Source organism: Mesorhizobium subarcticum (genome assembly GCF_055456085.1).
This window is the reverse complement of record NZ_CM144237.1, coordinates 4,997,164-5,013,543: the sequence shown is the minus strand read 5'-3', so window position 1 is coordinate 5,013,543 and position 16,380 is coordinate 4,997,164. Positions and strand designations below refer to the sequence as shown.

Here is a 16,380-nt window from a genome sequence, read left to right as displayed (position 1 = left end):
TGGCCTTTTAGGGCCACATGCAAGTGCGCGGAGGAAATCTCCGGCGGAAAATCATGAGGGCTTTTGCAGGGCCGCCAGCGACCGCGCCAGGTTCAGCCTGGCCTGCGGCTCGAAACGTTGGCGAAATTCCTGCGTGTGGAAGATATGTGGGCGGGCGAGAAAACCCGTCAACACAGCACCCCGTCCGGCACGCCACATCGGTTCCTCCACCCAGCCATATTCGCGGCGGACGGCGCGCTCATAGGCGTCGAACGCATCCGGCGCGGCACCCAGGATCGACAGATCCATGTCGAGGAACAGGCTGGCGTCGCGCGTGGCTCTCGCCTCGTCAAACCGGGGCAACTCGTGCGTGGCGGTGGCGAGGATCATCGCGCTGATGCGGCCCAGGCGCCCGGCATCGGCGCTGCCCGCAAGCCTGGTCTCGGCAAGGGCGGCACTTCTGGCCTCATTGTCCTTGGCCTGGCTGTCGTAGATGGTGTCGTGGAACCAGATCGCCGCTTCGACGGCTTCGGGATCGCCGAGCGACGCTCGATACTCGCCGGCCAGCGCCAGCATTGCTTCGACATGGGCAAGGTTGTGGTAGTGGCGATCCTCGGCTTTGTAGAGAGCCGAAAGTTCGGTTTTCAGAGCCGTGTCGATCAAGGGTTCGTTTTCCATGGCTGCTTGAATTCCTGCGAACCAAATCCATTTGACGAAGCACTAAGGAAAATTGAGTTCAATCGTGCTATGATTTGGCCTATATAAGCGGCCGGATGACAGGCAAGCCAGCAGGATCCAGGACGAGACGTCGATGAACAGCATCAGCATTTCCCGCCACAGCGTGTTGCAGCCGGTCGATCCGATCTGGCGTTCGATCCGCGACGAGGCGATGGACGCGGTCAACCGCGATCCGCTTCTTGCCGCGTTCCTCTATTCAACGATCCTGAACCAGGAGAGCCTGGAAGAGGCCGTCATCCACCGGATCGCCGAGCGGCTTGCCCATCAGGACATTGGCTCCGATCTCATCCGCCAGACCTTCAAATCTATGCTGGCCGACGACAAGGACTGGCCGACGACCGTGCGCGTCGACATCCAGGCCTATTACGACCGCGACCCGGCCTGCGACCGCTTCATCATGCCGGTGCTTTATTTCAAGGGTTTTCATGCCATCCAGACCCACAGGCTGGCGCACTGGCTGTGGAACCAGGGCCGCAAGGATTTCGCCCTCTATCTGCAGAGCCGCTCCTCCTCGGTCTTCCAGACCGACATCAACCCCGCCGCGCGCATCGGCAAGGGCATTTTCATCGACCATGCCACCGGCCTCGTCGTCGGCGAGACCGCGGTCATCGAGGACGATGTGTCGATCCTGCACGGCGTGACGCTGGGCGGTACCGGCAAGGCCGGTGGCGACCGCCACCCCAAGATCCGCCGTGGCGTGCTGATCGGCGCCGGCGCCAAGATTCTCGGCAACATCGAGATCGGCCATTGCTCCAAGATCGCCGCCGGTTCGGTAGTTCTGTCGCCGGTGCCGCACAACAAGACCGTTGCCGGCGTGCCGGCCCGTGTCGTTGGCGAGACCGGTTGCGACCAGCCTTCGCGCCAGATGGACCAGCTTCTGCCGTCGCAGACGATGGACCAAGTGGTCAGTTTCGACATCTGATTTTTGGCGCCGGCGCGTTGTCCGGCATGATTGCGATTTTGCCCGGCGGCGTATCGCTTCCGGTGCAATACGGCCGGCTTGCCTTTACATCGCCATTGTCGACGTGCCAGAAGCGCCCTTCAAACCAGCAAGCCCGATGATCGGAGAAGACTGTTGAAGCCGGACGAAATCAGAAAGCTGGACGCCTATTTCAAGCGCGTCTTCCAGAACCCCAAGCTCGAGGTCAAGGCACGGCCGCGTAAGGAAGATTCGGCCGAGGTCTATGTCGGTGACGAGTTCCTCGGCATCGTCTTCAAGGACGAGGACGACGGCGACTACAATTTCTCGATGGCGATCCTCGACATCGATCTGGCTTGAGCCCACGATCCAACGGCAGGCCGCGTCGAGCGCGGCCGGCCTAAGCAATTCCAGGAAAAGTGTGAAACGGTTTTCCGTCCGGAATTGCGTCAAAACAAAGAGAAAGAGTAAGAGCGGGTTGCCGTTTCCGTGAAACGGCGAACTGCTCTGGGCGCCCTGTCAATGTCCGGTCTTCAGAATACGCCCGGCCTCGGCGGCCATCGCCGCATCGAGCGCTTGCCAGTCGCCAAGGAATTCCTTGGGAAAACGATAGATGAGGCTGAGATCATTGCCGACATGGATGTCCCGCTCGCAGGGCGCCAGCGATTCTCCAGCACTCGGCCCGCTCAGGCAGCGGGCCACGAAGGGGTCCTTGCCCTCGCGCTTGCCGACCACCAGCACCTCGTTCAGATAGCCTGATTTCTCGTTGAAAGCGTAGACCGTCGTGCCGCCAGGTCCGGGAATGCCGGGCTGGACGATCAGCGCACTGTAGATCGGCACGAACCGGCCGCTCATGTCGCGCGACATCATCTGCTGTTCCAAAGACAGGAAGATGATGTTCCTGTTGGCTTCCGAGTGATTGAAATCGTCGCGAGCCGCCTCGTTGTAGCCGTCCATCTGCGGATAGCGCAGATAGAGGTCGAGACGCGAGGCAATGCCGTCACGCCTGGCCTGGGCGAAGCGAATGGTGTTGGCCGGCACGGCGATGACATTGTTGCCGATCACGATTTGGCGGATGGTTGGATCGTCCGTGTATCCGGCCATGGCGATGGTATGGCCGAACCATTTGCCGCCAAGGCTGATCGCCATCGACAGCAGGGCAAGTGCGGCGAAGGCATAAAACACCCGCCTCATCAGCGTGGAATCGACCACGGTGAATTCAGGGCGGTCGGCGATTGCTGCCTGCTTCATCTCGGTCCTTATCCCAACCGCTAGTCCCGGTGTCCCTCGACGGCACACATCGCGCGGCACGGCTTTTGCAGCCTTCCTGAAACGACTGTGCGATTTCATGGTAAATGGAAGGTTAAGATGGCCCAGATGGAACTCTTCCTGTTTGCTTTTGTCGTCGGGCTGACGGTTGGCGGGCTGACGGGCTCGACGATGGAGCTGTTGTCAGGCCGCAAGGTCGCCTTCGCCGAACCCTATGTGTCGCCCTCGCATGTACTGCGCTCGCTGGCGGCCACGGCTGGTGCCGGGCCGTTCATGCTGGTCAACGCTGCTCTCGATGCCCGGCGCGAGAACCGCATTTCCACAATGGCGCTGATGTCGTGCGGCTGCACCGCGATTGCCTGGTCCGTGGCGCTGGGCATCGTCGTGCTTGCCATTGCCTCATGGGCGATCCGTCTCCTAGGGTCCGCCATCTGAGACGATTCGGGAGGCCGACAATGCCGCTTTATGCGATCGACGGAACAGAGCCCAGCTTCGCGGATTCTGATACAAACTGGATCGCGCCCGATGCGACGCTGATCGGCGACGTCAGGGTCGGCCGCAATGCCGGCTTCTGGTTCGGCGTCGTCATTCGCGGCGACAACGAGCCTATTGTCATCGGTGCCGACACCAATGTGCAGGAACATACGGTCATGCACACCGATCCCGGCTTTCCGCTGACCATTGGCGAAGGCTGCACGATTGGCCATCGAGCCATGCTGCATGGCTGCACGATCGGCGACAACAGCCTGATCGGCATGGGCGCCATCGTGCTGAACGGTGCGAAGATCGGCAAGAATTCGCTGGTCGGCGCCGGCGCGCTGGTCACCGAGGGCAAGGAATTTCCGGACAATTCGCTGATCGTCGGCTCGCCGGCCAAGGCGATGAGGGTGCTGGACGACGCGGCCATCTCCAAGCTGCGCGGGTCTGCGGCGCACTACGTCGCCAACGGCAAACGCTTCAAGGCGGGGCTGAAGAGGGTCTAAGCCACGATCCAACCGGCAAGTTACGGGGACGGCATCCCCGCGTGGATCAGGTGGATTTGCTTTTTCCCCTTCTCGCTGCCGGGGGCTTGATGCGTATACGCATGGCTCCCCCTTTGGGAGCCTCGATTTCGAATTCGGCTGTGCCCCTCACCAGGTCACTCAGTTTGCCGAAACCATAGGTGCGAGGGTCAAAATCGGAGAAGAGGTTCGAGAGTTGCTTGCCGAATGTGCCGAGCAGCACCCAACCATCTTCACTGTCCATCTGGCCAATGACTTTCTTGAGCATGGGCAGCGCGGCACTGGACGATCGAAGCGGCTTCGATGCGGGCGCGGTGTCCGGGATGTTCGCCGGGCCACGCAGAAGGTTCTCGGTGTAGATGAACCGGCGGCAAGCCTGCCGAAAACTCTCCGGGGTCTTCTGCTCTCCAAACCCGAACACATCGACACCCTGTTCACGTATGCGTGCAGCAAGCCGGGTGAAATCACTATCGGAAGAAACTAGACAGAAACCGTCGAAACGACCGCTATGGAGCAGATCCATCGCGTCTATCACCAGCGTGATATCTGAAGCATTCTTCCCGGTGGTATAGGCGAACTGCTGCTGCGGAATGATTGCGTGCTTCGCCAGGATGTCTGCCCAGCCCTTGGATCGAGGGCTGGAGAAGTCGCCATAAATCCGGCGCACACTGGCTTCGCCGATCTTTGCGATTTCCTCGAACAAGCCGTCGGCAATCTTGGCGGAGGTGTTGTCAGCATCGATAAGAACCGCAAGACGTGGCGATCGAGCTTCGGTCGGCATAGTACCTCCTGCGGCTGATATCTTCTGGAGATATGGTGACGCGAATAGGCACTATGCCATCGAAATTGGATCAATTTCAGCAGCCTTCGCCAGAAATGGCGGAGCCGGCCCGGGGACAGGGCCGGCTCCTTTGACCCGGTCGTTGGGGACGGGGAGGGTGGGGACTCGACCGGGTTTCTCGTTACGTCCTAGCGGACGCTGGCGACCGCGTCGGAGCGGCCGTCGTTGATCGTCACCCAAACGCCGGAATTCTCCGTCGACTGACGCTTGAGATAGGTGTAGTCGGTGTCCGTCCAGGACAGCACCTTGGTTTCCAGATTGTCGAGAATGAACTCGCCGAGGCTCGTGCGCACGGTCAGCACGGCGTGGCCGTCGCCATTCGGCTGGCGCGCAACCGTCATCAGGAGATCACCTTCCGGCACGCCCGCGCTCATCAGCTCGCGTCGCTTCTCCAGCGCGTAGTCCTCGCAATCGCCATAGCCATTGTCGGGATAGGACCAGTATTCTTCGACACCGTAGTTTTCCATGTCGGTGCGCGGCTTGATGCGGGTGTTGACCGAATTGTTGACGTTGACGATCGTCGCCCAGAGCTTGCGGGTCAGGTCGACCGGTTCGCCCTTCGGAGTCTTCTCGTTGCATTCGATCGGTATACGCTGGCAGAATTCATAGTGGCCAACAGGTTGCGTGGTACGTCCGCCGGTGTGCATATAGGCCGGTCCCGCGGCATATGCTGATCCCCAAGCGGAAAGCTGCATCGCCATTGCCAACAGCAACAGCTTGCCCCTCGTTTTTTTCATTTTTAGTCTCCCCGTTCGAAGGAGACATTGCCACAGCTGGATTTATTTGACGCAAAAGCGCGAAGCATACTTTAAGTAAAACGCCAGTAGAATAAACATAAAATTTGAATCATTTGAGTATTGAATTGTTTGGATTGCCGGATCTGGCCTGCTGGGACGCGTGGCTTTGCGGCCCCCGCCCGCAGATAGTCGCCTCGGATCGCCGGAAGCGACGTCGATCGCTTCCAGGGGATGTCAGTCGCTGTTGCCGGAAATAAAAAACCGGCCGCGAAGGGCCGGTTTGATTGCCTGTCCTATCCGGTCAGGCGCGCGGCGTGTTGAATTCGGAATCGAGCGTTTCGGGGCGCTGGATGACCGCGAATTCGATGGCGACGCCATCCTCGAAATGGCGAACGATCTGCCCGCGCATGGTGCCAAGCATGACCTGGATGCCGATCGCCGGCTTGACGTCGATCTCGACCGCGGCGCCCGACAGCGACAGATCGATGATCCGGCACTGGTACTGACGGCCGTCGGTAAGTTGCAGCACGCTCGTCGGGTTGCGCGGCGCGACGCGCTCGTGGCGGCGGTCTTCCGGCAGGTCGAGCTCGTGCTTGTTGGCAAGCCAGGTCAATTGCGCCGCAAGCTTGTCCTTCTTGCGGTCGGACGCAATCACCGTCATGGCGAAGCCGTCCTGCAAGGTGCGTGTGACGACGCCTTCGATGCGGCCGATATGGTCGATATAGGCGATGACCTTTTCGCCGGGCATGCCGACCCGGTCGGTGCGGAACGCGACGTTGCCGGGCGACATGTCGACAACCTGGCAAGGATGCTCGGTGCGATCTTCCAGCATGAAGCGTCCGTATATCTTGACGCGGACGCGCTGAAAGTTACGCCTTTCAGCTTGGGACGGCGCGTAGTCGACCGCCGCTGACCTCATGACTGCCCACACCCCGTTGGCATTCCCGCGCGTCAATGCGAGGGACTTCATCAAAGAGGTACAACAAAGCGGGTTAACAAAGGGAAAAAACCGGCCTGCAAGACCGTGGGATCATCAACTATTCCTCGCGCCCGCCGTCGAAAACGACGAGATGGCGGATGCGGCGCGCCCGGCCGAGCGCCGAGATCGTTTCGGGCGCCTCGAGCTCGGCTGGAACAAGCGAGGGAACGTTGATCGCCGGACGGTTGTTGAGGAGTTCCTTCTCCGGATCGATGACACGGATCGAATCGATCATTGCGTCCGTGATCGGGTCGGCACCCAGCCAGAACGGCTTCTCTGCCGCGCTGATCACGCCGAGGCAGCGCGGATTTTCGATGCCGCCATCAAGCGGCAAGGCAAGCAGTTCGAACTTATTGGAGCGGCCGTTGCGGCTGAAGCCCTCGAAATTGATCAGCACGACGGATTTCTGGTCGAAGACACCATGAATCAGCCGGGAAACCAGGCGCTGATCCTTCTCGCGCCACAGCGACGGGAAGGAGAACCCCTTGAGTTCGCGGCCATAGCAGGCGCAGAGCCTGGTGCCGGCCAGACGGAACACGGGTTGCCCGCGCGTGTCCTTTTCCAGGATGAATGTATCAGCCAGCAGCGACTTGATGTCGGCCGGCTCGACTTCCGAACGCTTCGGAGCAGGGCGTCCGTCACGCAGGCGGTTCCAATAGTGGAACAGCGTGATCGATCCGTTTTGGTTCATAATATGCTGCTCCGCGCATTCTGTCGTCTGATGTCCCATCGGTGAACAGAAGGGCGCCCTCCGATGACTTACATGCGTTGCAGAGCAGGAAGCGTGCCAGCGTCGTTAACACTTGTTCACGGGTCGGGGCCGTTAAGGTTAACAACTGGTTTACGTTGCGCCGAAGCAGGCCCTGTGGCACACCAAAACCACTCCAGAAGCGGTCGTTTAGCGACGATCGGCAGCACTTCAGTCAAGAGTTTTAGGGGAGCAGGGGGCTCGACCGGCCGTTCAAGGGAAACCTTGAACGGCTTCTTTTTTGATTCGCGCCGCATGATTCGCGGTTAACGGTGGGCATGATTTTCGCCCTTCGCGGCATCGGCGGCGGTCCGATGATCAATGGTGCCGGCATAGCCTGATCCCCGCGCTGTGCGACAGGCGGCAGCAACATTTGCCAATCACGCACCGCGAAAGAGAAAAATCTGCGTTCCGAGCGGTTCTGTTGCCGCTGTACCCTTCGTGAATTCGCTTCTTGAGGCGCGACGGCGGCGATCCTGCGGTCCGGAGACGTGCCTCGTCAGCGTAATTCCCTGGGGAAACCTTCATGAAGACTTCTATCCTTGGACTGATCACCGCCGGTCTGCTCGCCGGTGCAATTCCAATCGGCGCCGCTCATGCTGCCGGAATCGCAGGCGCGCCCGCTCCTTTCGACAAGGGCGGCGTGAAAGTGGCGCTCGTCACCTTCATCTCGGCCGGCGACTTCTTTCAGGCCTATCAGGCCGGCGCGACGAAACAGGCCAAAGCGCTCGACATCGACCTGCAGATCTTTTCCGGCCGGCAGGATGCTGCCGCGCAGCGCGACCAGATCGAGCAGGCGATCAATCTCGGTGTCCAGGCCATCATCATCGACCATGGCCAACCCGAGGCGCTGAAGGACGTCGCGCAGAAGGCGCTCGATGCCGGCATCAAGGTCGTCGCCTTCGACGTCAATCTCGACAATCCGAAGATCCCGCAGGTCGAACAGTCCGATCACGACCTTGCCAAGGCGTCGCTCGGCCAGGCGCTCAAGGACAATGGCACCTCGTTCCAGGCAGGTTATGTCTATGTCGCCGGCTTTGCGCCGCTCGACCGCCGCAACGAAATCTGGGACGAGACCAGGATGGCCAATCCCGGCATCGTCGAGAAAGCGCGCTGGGGAACGGTCAACGACACGACCGCCGTATCGACCGCCGACCAGACCAAGGCGGCATTCCAGGCCAACCCCGACATCTCGGTCGTCTTTGCCCCCTATGACGAGTTCGCGCGCGGCGTGAAACTTGCCACTGACGAACTCGGCATCTCGAACAAGGTGAAGATCTATTCGGCCGACGTGTCGACCGCCGACATCACCGAGATCACCGCGGAAGGAAGCCCGTGGGTCGCCACCGCGGCCACCAATCCGGCCGTCGTCGGCGCGGTTTCGGTGCGTGCCGCGGCCAAGCTGATCGCCGGCGAGGATCCCGGTCACAACATCATCGTCAAGCCGGTGCTGCTGACGCAGGAAGAACTGCGCAAGAATGGCATCAAGACAGTCGAGGATCTCGACGCCAAGCTTCCAGCCTTCGGCCAGAGCGATGCGGCGGCGGCCAGCTGGATCCCGTCCAACTGACTTTCTTTTCCTCTCCCTCGTTTGCCGCGAGGGAGAGGAGATATCGGTTGAAGGTTGGGTTACCGCTTCTTTCCCAGGCCGAAGGTCAGCGCCAGCGCTCCAACCAGCACGACGCCCTTGACGAAATCCTGCGTGTAATAGGGCGCGTTGAGCATGGTGAGGCCGTTGAGGAGCACGCCGACGAAGATGGCGCCGACCACCGTGCCGATCACATGCGGGCGGCGCTTGTCGAGCACGGCATAGCCAATCAGCGAGGCTGCCACGGCATCGAGCAGCAGCGAATTGCCCGCCGAAACGTCGCCACGGCCGACACGCGAGGCCACGATCAGCCCTCCCAGCGACGCAAGCGTGCCTGACAGGATGTAGGCCCAGAGCCGGTATCTCTTGGTCGGCGCACCTGCAAGATGCGCGGCCGTTTCGTTGCCGCCGATCGCGTAGAAGACGCGGCCCCAGCGCGTGCGCTCCATTAGGAACCATGCCAGCAGGGCGACGATAGCCATGACCACGACAGATAGGGGAATTGTGTCGAAAAGCCGCGACCGGCCAAGGATCAGGAACGACGGATCGTAGGCGCCAGGGGCCGATGTGCCGTCGGGAAGCACCATGCCGGCGGTGATCGAGCGTCCACCCGTCGGGATCAGTTGCAGGCCGGCGAGCAGGAACATGGTCGCCAGCGTGGCGAGAAGATCGGGTACGCCGACGCGGACAATCAGCAGCCCGTTGACGAGGCCGATGAAGGCACCCATCGCCAAGACCAGCACCATGGTCTCAGCCGCGTCCAGCTGCCACACGACCATGGCGTAGCTCGCCGCCATCACAGACGACGCGGCGATGCTGCCGACCGACAGATCGAAGCCGTCCGCCGCCATGGTGATCGACACGCCGACGCCGAGGATCGCCACCACCGAAACCGCCTGCAGGATCGAGAACAGGTTGGCTGAGCGGATGAAGGCAGGCTGCGCGTGCCAGAACCCGACCACCATCAGTGCCAGCAGTACGAAGAGGGCATAGCGGCGGGTCTCGCGGAAAAGCGATGTGCGCGAGGCGGTCGGCTGTGTCGTTGTCGGATAGGTCATCGGTGGTCTCCAGCCTCGTCGCTCTCGACCTTGCCGATCTGGTCGGTCAGCGAGCCATGGCCGTCTCCGGCCTCATGAAATGAGTGGTTGCGCATGACGAGGATGCGGTCTGCTACCTCCAGTGCCTCTTCTGTGTCGCTGGTCGCGATCAGCGTGGCGGAGCCGCTTTGGCTGTTGCGGATGGCGGCGATCAGATCGGCACGCGCGCCGACATCGACGCCCTGGAACGGCTCGTCCAGCAGCAGCAGCCGGCAAGGCGCGGCCTGCCATCGGGCGAGCACGACCTTTTGCTGGTTGCCGCCGGAAAGCTCGTCGAGCGTGTCGTCGGGTCCGCGTGCCTTGATGCCGAGCCGCGAGATCGCCTCCGTGGCCACGTTGCGCTCGCGCCGGGTTCTGAGCAGACCGCCCGGAAACCAGCGTCTGAGATGCGGCAAGGCGATCGTGCCGGCGATCGAGGCGCCGGGAACTTCCGGTGGCAGCAATGACGATTGCCAGCGATCCTCGGCAACCATGAAGACGCCGCTTTCGATCGACTGTGCCGGCCCGCTCGAAAGCCACGGCTTTCCATTGAGAACGAAACCGCCTTGCGCCAGCGTTTCGAGTCCGAAAAGCGCGCGCAGCAACCGGCTCTTGCCCGATCCGAGCGTGCCGGTGATGGCGACAACCTCGCCGGAGCGCAGGTCGAGATCGAAAGGTTCCGCTCCGGGAACCAGCCGCGCGCCCCTGATGGAGGCGATGATCGGGGCGGCTGATGTCTTGCCGTCATGCGTGGCGGCTTCCAGTGTCCGGCCGATCATGGCCGCCACGGCCGCCGGGAAATCGATCGGCCTGGCAAAGGCACCGACGATGCGGCCGCCGCGCATGACGACGGCACGATCGGCGATTGCCGCAAGGTCGCCAAGCCTGTGCGAGATATAGAGGATTGCCATGCCGCTTGCGCGCAGCCGGCGGATGATGGCGAACAGCCGCTCGGCTTCCGTGGTCGACAGGCTCGACGTCGGCTCGTCTAGGATGAGCACCGAGGCCTTGGCCGCGACGGCGCGGGCGATGGCGATCAACTGGCGTTCCGCCGGGCGCAGATCGACGAAGTCGCGATCGAGCGGCAGATCGAGGTCGATCAGCGCCGCGATCGCGCGCGCCCGCCGGCGGATCGATGCCGCCGAGACGAGGAAACGTCCGCCCTGGCCACAAAGCTCGTCAAGCAGGAGGTTTTCGGCAACGCTCAATCCGGCAGCGCCGGCCTGGTCGGTCGCCTGATGCACCGTCGCGATGCCGGCGGCCTTGGCGGCGCTGGGCGAGGCGAAGGTGACCGCGTTGCCGCCCAGCGTGATGGTGCCCGCGTCGGGCGTATACGAGCCCGAAAGGATCTTCACCAAGGTCGACTTGCCGGCGCCATTGGCGCCCATCAGCGCCACGACCTCACCGGCTGCCACGGCAAGATCGGCGCCGGCGAGCGCGCGTGTTGGTCCGAAGGATTTCTCGATGCCGTTAACGGAGACGGCGATGGCTAAATTTGCTGAGGGCAAGATGCGTGAGCTTCGGGTTATGGCATTGCGCTTGGGGCGGCGAGTTTTGGCCGTCTTTCTCACCCGTTATGGCGCGGCATTCTAGGGAGGCGGCTCGTCGCTTCCGAGAACGCGCGTTGCGAGTTTTTCAAATCCCGGAGCAATTCCGCTTCGTTTCCTTTCTTTTCATAGCAAATGCGGGCGACGCCGTACGGCGCGGTTGCCGTTTGAGAAACAGAATTGTTCCAACCGGAGCATCCTTGCTCTAAAGCTCGCGCATCGAATCCCTGGACCAGATGCGCATGAGTGAACCGGTAAGCCCTTCGGAAACCGAACCCACCGAACCGACGCCGGAGCCCCGGCGCGAGCCGGTGTTCAATCTGCCGCCGGTCGTGCTGGCGGTGATCGGCATTTGCGCGGCCGTCTTTCTGCTGCAGCAATATGTGCTCAACGACGCCCAGCAGATAACGCTGCTCTACGACGGAGCCTTCATCCCTGTCCTCTACACCGGACAATACGGCTTCGACTGGTTCCTGTTCACGCGCCCCTTCACTTATGCCTTCATGCATGGCGGTTTTGCCCACATCGCCATCAATATGGTCTGGCTGGCCGCCTTTGGGTCACCACTGGCCAATCGCCTTGGCGCGCTCTGGTTCGCGCTGTTCTTCGCGGCCACCGGACTGGCCTCAGTGGTGCTCTTCTGGGCCATGCACCCATACGGTGAAGCGCCGCTGGTCGGCGCTTCCGGCGCAATATCGGGCATGATGGGTGCCGCGGCGCGTTTCGGTTTCCGCACCGACCGTTCGGCCGGCAAGGCGGCCTTCGCCGGCCCGGTGCTGCCGATCGCCATCGTCTTACGCTTGCGCGGTGTCGTGATCTTCCTCGCTGTGTGGATGATCATCAACCTTGCCACCGGCCTCCTCGGCTTTGCCCCAGGAGTGGACGGCCAGATCGCTTGGGAGGCCCACATTGGCGGCTTTGTCGCCGGCTTCTTCGGCCTGCGGTGGTTCGACCGGCAATGGCAGTCGCCGGAATGGGAGACCAGCGACCACCGCACTTGAAATGCAACCGATCACGGCGCACGATGTTCACTCTTATGTGAAGCCGGTCTGGGCAGGGGACCGGAAAGCAAGCGGAGGAGGAAGCCATGACTGTTAAGGCAATTCTCGAGAGAAAAGGCCACGACGTGATGACGCTCGGGCCGAACGAAAAGCTCAGCGAAGCCATCCGCATCCTGGCCGAACACAAGATCGGTGCGCTGGTCATCACCAATGGCGATCGCAAGATCGTCGGCATCCTGTCCGAGCGCGACATCGTGCGGGTTGTCGCCAAGGAAGGTGGCGCGGCACTCGATATCGCGGTGCGTTCGGCAATGACGCCGAAGGTGAAGATCTGCAATGAGAACCACACCGTCAACGAGGTCATGGAGATCATGACCAGGGGCCGGTTCCGCCATCTGCCGGTGGAAAAAGACGGCCTGCTCGACGGCATCGTCTCCATCGGCGACGTGGTCAAGCGCCGCATCGAGGATGTCGAGCGTGAGGCCGACGAGATCAGGGCCTACATCGCCACTGCCTGAGCGGCGAACGGAACCGCCGGCCGGAGTGCCGACCGGCGGACGCACAGTCTATCTGTTGTCGAGTTCGGAGCGCACGAGTTCGAGCCCGCGCCTTGTGATGCGGTAGGGACCGCCATCCGACGACGAAACCGCCTTCTTGCGTTTCAACTTGCGAAACAGGTCGAGATCGACGCCCGGATAGTGCCAGCCGTCGCGGGTCAGGCATTTGACGGAGGCGATCCGTTTTTTCTGGTTCTTTTCGATTTCAATGCGTCCGCCCTGCGCGAGCAAGTGCAGGATGCGCTGTTCAGTGCGCGAAATATCCATGTGAGAGTTTTTCCGGGAAAACAAAAAATGCCGCCGCCGCGAAGCTTCGCGGCACGGGGTTTCAGGTTTTCTGCCCTGCCTCGCTACGAGGTCAGGGCCCTACCGGGACTGAGCGTAAGTGGACATCCACTCTCCATTGGGATGGGCGTCCTATAGGCGAAAGCGGCCGAAAAGGCCAGCCCGCGGCTTTGCGCTTGTCTCTTTTGGCGGTTTGCACTAGCGAAGTTGCAAATCAGAATTTGCATTAATGCAACTTCCATCATTCCACTCTGCAGGCCGCCATGACACTCATCGATACCCGCACGCCCGACGCAAAACGCCTGATCCCTGGCGCCACCGGCGATTGGGAAATCATCATCGGTCTCGAGGTGCACGCGCAGGTCATCTCGGAAGCAAAACTGTTTTCCGGCGCTTCGACCGCTTTCGGTGCGGCCCCCAATGCCAATGTCAGCCTGGTCGATGCGGCCATGCCGGGCATGCTGCCTGTCATCAACGAGGAATGCGTCAAGCAGGCGATCCGCACCGGCCTCGGCCTGAAGGCGCAGATCAACCACAAGTCGGTCTTCGATCGGAAGAACTATTTCTATCCCGACCTGCCGCAGGGCTACCAGATCTCCCAGTTCAAGCAGCCGATCGTCGGCGAGGGCACTGTAATCGTCTCGGTCGGACCGGATCGGCAGGGCGAGTTCGAGGACATCGAGGTTGGCATCGAGCGGCTGCATCTGGAGCAGGATGCCGGCAAGTCGATGCACGACCAACATCCGACCATGTCCTATGTCGACCTTAACCGTTCTGGCGTGGCGCTGATGGAGATCGTCTCCAAGCCTGACATGCGCTCGGGCGATGAGGCCAAAGCCTATGTCACCAAGCTGCGCACCATCATGCGCTATCTCGGCACCTGCGACGGCAACATGGATGAAGGCTCGCTGCGCGCCGACGTCAACGTCTCGGTACGCCGGCCCGGTCGCGAGTTCGGCACACGCTGCGAGATCAAGAACATGAACTCGATCCGCTTCATCGGCCAGGCCATCGACTATGAGGCGCGCCGCCAGATCGCCATCCTGGAGGACGGCGGCAAGATCGATCAGGAAACGCGGCTGTACGATGCCGTCAAGGGCGAAACGCGCTCGATGCGCTCGAAGGAAGAAGCACACGACTACCGCTATTTCCCCGATCCCGATCTTCTGCCGCTGGAATTCGACCAGGCCTATGTTGATGCTTTGGCCATAGGACTGCCGGAACTGCCCGACGACAAGAAGGCACGGCTGATCTCCTCGCTGGGTCTCTCCACCTACGACGCTTCGATCCTGGTATCGGAAAAGTCGATCGCCGACTATTTCGAGAAGGTGGCCGCGGGTCGAGACGGCAAGCTTGCCGCCAACTGGGTCATCAACGATCTGCTCGGACAGCTGAACAAGGCGGGCAAGGACATTGAAAATGCTCCCGTTTCTCCCGATCAGCTCGGTGCGGTCATCGACCTGATCAAGGATGGCACCATCTCCGGCAAGATCGCCAAGGACCTGTTCGAGATCGTCTGGAACGAAGGCGGCGATCCGCGCCAGCTGGTCGAAAGCCGTGGCTTGAAGCAGGTCACCGACACCGGCGCCATCGAGAAGGCGGTCGACGAGGTGATCGCGGCCAATCCAGACAAGGTCGAACAGGCGCGCGCCAAGCCGACCATGGCTGGCTGGTTCGTCGGCCAGGTGATGAAGGCGACCGGCGGCAAGGCCAATCCGCAGGCCGTCAACGACCTCGTCAAGGCCAAGCTCGGCATCGAGTAAGGCCATGTTCGTCCGCACCGCAGGCGAACGCGACCTTGATGCCATTCGGGCAGTGCTGGTCGAAACCTGGCATGCGAAGTATGACGCCATATACGGCGCGGCCAAGGTCACCGAGATCACCGACGAATGGCATTCGATCGCTTCGCTGAAGGCCCGGCTGATCAAACCCAACAGCGACTTCCTCGTTGCCGATGACGGCAAGCGCATTGGCGGCGTGGCTTTTGCCGAAAGCATCGACGGCGGCAAGACGGTTGTCCTGAGACAGCTCTACGTGCTGCCCGGCCTGCAAGGGCGTGGAATCGGCGGCATGCTTCTCGATGAGATCATCGAAAGTTTTCCCGAGGCCAATGCCATCCGTCTGGAAGTGGAGGCGCAAAACACACGCGCCATCGCCTTCTACGAGGCCAACGGCTTCGTGCGATCCGGCGCGGCCGGTGATCGCACCGGTGCCTCTGGCGAGCCGACGCTGGTCTATCGCCGGCCTCTTGCCGGCTGATCGCTTCGACGCGCACCTGTCTGGATCACCTTCGCGCGAGCGGTGCGGTGGAGGGATGTTTTCGTTTGACGATCAGAGGGGCCGGCACCAAGCTTGTGCGGCTGACCGTGCGTAAGCCGGAATGGGCTGGCGCGCAAGGCGGCGAGGGGGGAACCATGCCAAGCTTGCCGGAACTGATGCCGACACAGGTGTCGGATGAGACTTTTGGTGGCGTCACCTATCACATAGCGGGTGAACTGGTGCCGGTGCTTTCGGTCGATGTGACGCGAATGCCGGTCTATTTCGAGCACCACATCCTTTTGTGGAAGAACTCCACCATTACCATCGGGCTGAAATCGCTGAAGGGAGCGTTGAAGCGCATGATGGCGGGCATGCAGATCTTCGTCACCGAGGCGTCGGGGGCGGGCATCATCGCCTTCAGCCGCGACGGGCCTGGCCACATCGTGCCGATCCATCTCAGACGCGGCGAGGAGATCCAGGTGCGCGAACACCAGTTTCTCGCTGCCACCGGCAACATTGATTATACATTCGAGCGGGTTCGCGGCCTGGCGACGATGCTGTTTGGCCAGAGCGGCTTCTTCATCGATCGGTTTCGCGGCGACACCGGTGACGGCATCGTCTGGCTGCACGGCTACGGCAATGTCTTCGAGAAAACGCTGGCTGCCGGCGAGACCATCGACATCGAGCCGGGCGGCTGGCTGTTCAAGGATGCGACGGTGCGGATGGAAACGAAGATCGACCGCCTGTCGAGCGGCTTCTTCGGCGCCAACATGAACTTCATCGTCAACCGCTTCACCGGCCCGGGCCGGGTCGGCATCCAGTCAATGTATCTGCATATGCCGACGGAGGAGTAGGC

At 61.6% G+C, this 16,380-nt stretch carries 19 protein-coding genes; 10 read left to right on the top strand and 9 right to left on the bottom strand.

Annotation, left to right across the window (positions count from 1 at the left end):
- Nucleotides 1–51: 51 nt before the first annotated feature.
- Nucleotides 52–657 carry an HD domain-containing protein gene (locus tag ACZYHG_RS24420; protein WP_464610714.1) on the bottom strand — a complete coding sequence of 202 codons (606 nt, stop codon included), beginning with the start codon at nt 655–657 and terminating at the stop codon, nt 52–54.
- 133 nt (nt 658–790) lie between these two features.
- Between ACZYHG_RS24420 and cysE the strand changes: the two genes are divergently transcribed.
- Together cysE and ACZYHG_RS24410 are read left to right on the top strand one after the other, a co-directional pair.
- On the top strand, nt 791–1,639 hold the full coding sequence (gene cysE / locus ACZYHG_RS24415; protein WP_027057099.1) for a serine O-acetyltransferase: 849 nt from the start codon (nt 791–793) through the stop codon (nt 1,637–1,639).
- A 153-nt stretch (nt 1,640–1,792) separates the two neighbouring features.
- On the top strand, nt 1,793–1,996 hold the full coding sequence (locus ACZYHG_RS24410; RefSeq protein ID WP_006200852.1) for a DUF3126 family protein: 204 nt from the start codon (nt 1,793–1,795) through the stop codon (nt 1,994–1,996).
- Nucleotides 1,997–2,155: 159 nt separating this feature from the next.
- Here ACZYHG_RS24410 and ACZYHG_RS24405 read toward each other — a convergent pair whose 3' ends face one another.
- On the bottom strand, nt 2,156–2,887 hold the full coding sequence (locus tag ACZYHG_RS24405; RefSeq protein ID WP_464610713.1) for a hypothetical protein: 732 nt from the start codon (nt 2,885–2,887) through the stop codon (nt 2,156–2,158).
- Nucleotides 2,888–3,004: 117 nt separating this feature from the next.
- On the opposite strand from ACZYHG_RS24405, the gene ACZYHG_RS24400 reads away from it, so the two are divergent.
- Nucleotides 3,005–3,340, top strand: a complete 336-nt coding sequence (locus ACZYHG_RS24400) for a DUF6949 family protein (protein ID WP_464610712.1) — start codon at nt 3,005–3,007, stop codon at nt 3,338–3,340.
- Between the two features lie 20 nt (nt 3,341–3,360).
- Nucleotides 3,361–3,888: a gamma carbonic anhydrase family protein gene (locus tag ACZYHG_RS24395; RefSeq protein ID WP_464610711.1), complete on the top strand. Its 528-nt coding sequence runs from the start codon at nt 3,361–3,363 to the stop codon at nt 3,886–3,888.
- A gap of 46 nt (nt 3,889–3,934) precedes the next feature.
- Here the strand turns inward: ACZYHG_RS24395 and ACZYHG_RS24390 are convergent, their stop codons facing one another.
- From ACZYHG_RS24390 to ACZYHG_RS24375, 4 genes are all read right to left on the bottom strand, one after another.
- Nucleotides 3,935–4,687, bottom strand: a complete 753-nt coding sequence (locus ACZYHG_RS24390; RefSeq protein WP_464610710.1) for an NYN domain-containing protein — start codon at nt 4,685–4,687, stop codon at nt 3,935–3,937.
- A 188-nt stretch (nt 4,688–4,875) separates the two neighbouring features.
- Nucleotides 4,876–5,484, bottom strand: a complete 609-nt coding sequence (locus tag ACZYHG_RS24385) for a transglutaminase-like cysteine peptidase (RefSeq protein ID WP_464610709.1) — start codon at nt 5,482–5,484, stop codon at nt 4,876–4,878.
- A 301-nt stretch (nt 5,485–5,785) separates the two neighbouring features.
- A complete protein-coding gene (locus ACZYHG_RS24380; RefSeq protein ID WP_027028754.1) occupies nt 5,786–6,403 on the bottom strand; it encodes a PilZ domain-containing protein in 618 nt (205 codons plus the stop codon).
- A 118-nt stretch (nt 6,404–6,521) separates the two neighbouring features.
- Nucleotides 6,522–7,154 (bottom strand): PAS domain-containing protein, encoded by a 633-nt coding sequence (locus ACZYHG_RS24375; RefSeq protein WP_464610708.1) that lies wholly within the window; start codon nt 7,152–7,154, stop codon nt 6,522–6,524.
- Nucleotides 7,155–7,737: 583 nt separating this feature from the next.
- Here ACZYHG_RS24375 and ACZYHG_RS24370 point away from each other — a divergent pair.
- Complete coding sequence (locus ACZYHG_RS24370; protein ID WP_464610707.1) at nt 7,738–8,781, top strand: substrate-binding domain-containing protein; 1,044 nt, start codon at nt 7,738–7,740, stop codon at nt 8,779–8,781.
- A gap of 59 nt (nt 8,782–8,840) precedes the next feature.
- Here ACZYHG_RS24370 and ACZYHG_RS24365 read toward each other — a convergent pair whose 3' ends face one another.
- Nucleotides 8,841–9,857 carry an ABC transporter permease gene (locus tag ACZYHG_RS24365; protein ID WP_464610706.1) on the bottom strand — a complete coding sequence of 339 codons (1,017 nt, stop codon included), beginning with the start codon at nt 9,855–9,857 and terminating at the stop codon, nt 8,841–8,843.
- Nucleotides 9,854–11,383 carry a sugar ABC transporter ATP-binding protein gene (locus ACZYHG_RS24360; protein WP_464610705.1) on the bottom strand — a complete coding sequence of 510 codons (1,530 nt, stop codon included), beginning with the start codon at nt 11,381–11,383 and terminating at the stop codon, nt 9,854–9,856. The genes ACZYHG_RS24365 and ACZYHG_RS24360 overlap by 4 nt, the downstream gene beginning before the upstream one ends.
- Nucleotides 11,384–11,664: 281 nt before the next feature.
- Between ACZYHG_RS24360 and ACZYHG_RS24355 the strand changes: the two genes are divergently transcribed.
- Both ACZYHG_RS24355 and ACZYHG_RS24350 read left to right on the top strand, forming a co-directional pair.
- Nucleotides 11,665–12,423, top strand: coding sequence for a rhomboid family intramembrane serine protease (locus ACZYHG_RS24355; RefSeq protein ID WP_464610704.1), 759 nt, complete (start codon nt 11,665–11,667; stop codon nt 12,421–12,423).
- 86 nt (nt 12,424–12,509) lie between these two features.
- On the top strand, nt 12,510–12,941 hold the full coding sequence (locus ACZYHG_RS24350; RefSeq protein ID WP_027028760.1) for a CBS domain-containing protein: 432 nt from the start codon (nt 12,510–12,512) through the stop codon (nt 12,939–12,941).
- A gap of 48 nt (nt 12,942–12,989) precedes the next feature.
- Here the strand turns inward: ACZYHG_RS24350 and ACZYHG_RS24345 are convergent, their stop codons facing one another.
- Nucleotides 12,990–13,247 carry a YjhX family toxin gene (locus ACZYHG_RS24345; RefSeq protein WP_464610703.1) on the bottom strand — a complete coding sequence of 86 codons (258 nt, stop codon included), beginning with the start codon at nt 13,245–13,247 and terminating at the stop codon, nt 12,990–12,992.
- 281 nt (nt 13,248–13,528) lie between these two features.
- Between ACZYHG_RS24345 and gatB the strand changes: the two genes are divergently transcribed.
- From gatB to ACZYHG_RS24330, 3 genes are all read left to right on the top strand, one after another.
- Nucleotides 13,529–15,028: an Asp-tRNA(Asn)/Glu-tRNA(Gln) amidotransferase subunit GatB gene (gene gatB / locus ACZYHG_RS24340; protein ID WP_464610702.1), complete on the top strand. Its 1,500-nt coding sequence runs from the start codon at nt 13,529–13,531 to the stop codon at nt 15,026–15,028.
- A gap of 4 nt (nt 15,029–15,032) precedes the next feature.
- A complete protein-coding gene (locus ACZYHG_RS24335; RefSeq protein ID WP_464610701.1) occupies nt 15,033–15,524 on the top strand; it encodes a GNAT family N-acetyltransferase in 492 nt (163 codons plus the stop codon).
- Nucleotides 15,525–15,589: 65 nt separating this feature from the next.
- Nucleotides 15,590–16,378: an AIM24 family protein gene (locus ACZYHG_RS24330; RefSeq protein ID WP_464610700.1), complete on the top strand. Its 789-nt coding sequence runs from the start codon at nt 15,590–15,592 to the stop codon at nt 16,376–16,378.
- Nucleotides 16,379–16,380 lie beyond the last annotated feature (2 nt).

Excerpts from the sequence above, each read along its gene's own strand:
- ACZYHG_RS24420 (WP_464610714.1), bottom strand. The coding sequence starts at position 657 with ATGGAAAACGAACCCTTGATCGACACGGCTCTGAAAACCGAACTTTCG.
- cysE (WP_027057099.1), top strand. The coding sequence starts at position 791 with ATGAACAGCATCAGCATTTCCCGCCACAGCGTGTTGCAGCCGGTCGAT.
- ACZYHG_RS24405 (WP_464610713.1), bottom strand. The coding sequence starts at position 2,887 with ATGAAGCAGGCAGCAATCGCCGACCGCCCTGAATTCACCGTGGTCGAT.
- ACZYHG_RS24400 (WP_464610712.1), top strand. The coding sequence starts at position 3,005 with ATGGCCCAGATGGAACTCTTCCTGTTTGCTTTTGTCGTCGGGCTGACG.
- ACZYHG_RS24395 (WP_464610711.1), top strand. The coding sequence starts at position 3,361 with ATGCCGCTTTATGCGATCGACGGAACAGAGCCCAGCTTCGCGGATTCT.
- ACZYHG_RS24390 (WP_464610710.1), bottom strand. The coding sequence starts at position 4,687 with ATGCCGACCGAAGCTCGATCGCCACGTCTTGCGGTTCTTATCGATGCT.
- ACZYHG_RS24385 (WP_464610709.1), bottom strand. The coding sequence starts at position 5,484 with ATGAAAAAAACGAGGGGCAAGCTGTTGCTGTTGGCAATGGCGATGCAG.
- ACZYHG_RS24380 (WP_027028754.1), bottom strand. The coding sequence starts at position 6,403 with ATGAGGTCAGCGGCGGTCGACTACGCGCCGTCCCAAGCTGAAAGGCGT.
- ACZYHG_RS24375 (WP_464610708.1), bottom strand. The coding sequence starts at position 7,154 with ATGAACCAAAACGGATCGATCACGCTGTTCCACTATTGGAACCGCCTG.
- ACZYHG_RS24370 (WP_464610707.1), top strand. The coding sequence starts at position 7,738 with ATGAAGACTTCTATCCTTGGACTGATCACCGCCGGTCTGCTCGCCGGT.
- ACZYHG_RS24365 (WP_464610706.1), bottom strand. The coding sequence starts at position 9,857 with ATGACCTATCCGACAACGACACAGCCGACCGCCTCGCGCACATCGCTT.
- ACZYHG_RS24355 (WP_464610704.1), top strand. The coding sequence starts at position 11,665 with ATGAGTGAACCGGTAAGCCCTTCGGAAACCGAACCCACCGAACCGACG.
- ACZYHG_RS24350 (WP_027028760.1), top strand. The coding sequence starts at position 12,510 with ATGACTGTTAAGGCAATTCTCGAGAGAAAAGGCCACGACGTGATGACG.
- ACZYHG_RS24345 (WP_464610703.1), bottom strand. The coding sequence starts at position 13,247 with ATGGATATTTCGCGCACTGAACAGCGCATCCTGCACTTGCTCGCGCAG.
- gatB (WP_464610702.1), top strand. The coding sequence starts at position 13,529 with ATGACACTCATCGATACCCGCACGCCCGACGCAAAACGCCTGATCCCT.
- ACZYHG_RS24335 (WP_464610701.1), top strand. The coding sequence starts at position 15,033 with ATGTTCGTCCGCACCGCAGGCGAACGCGACCTTGATGCCATTCGGGCA.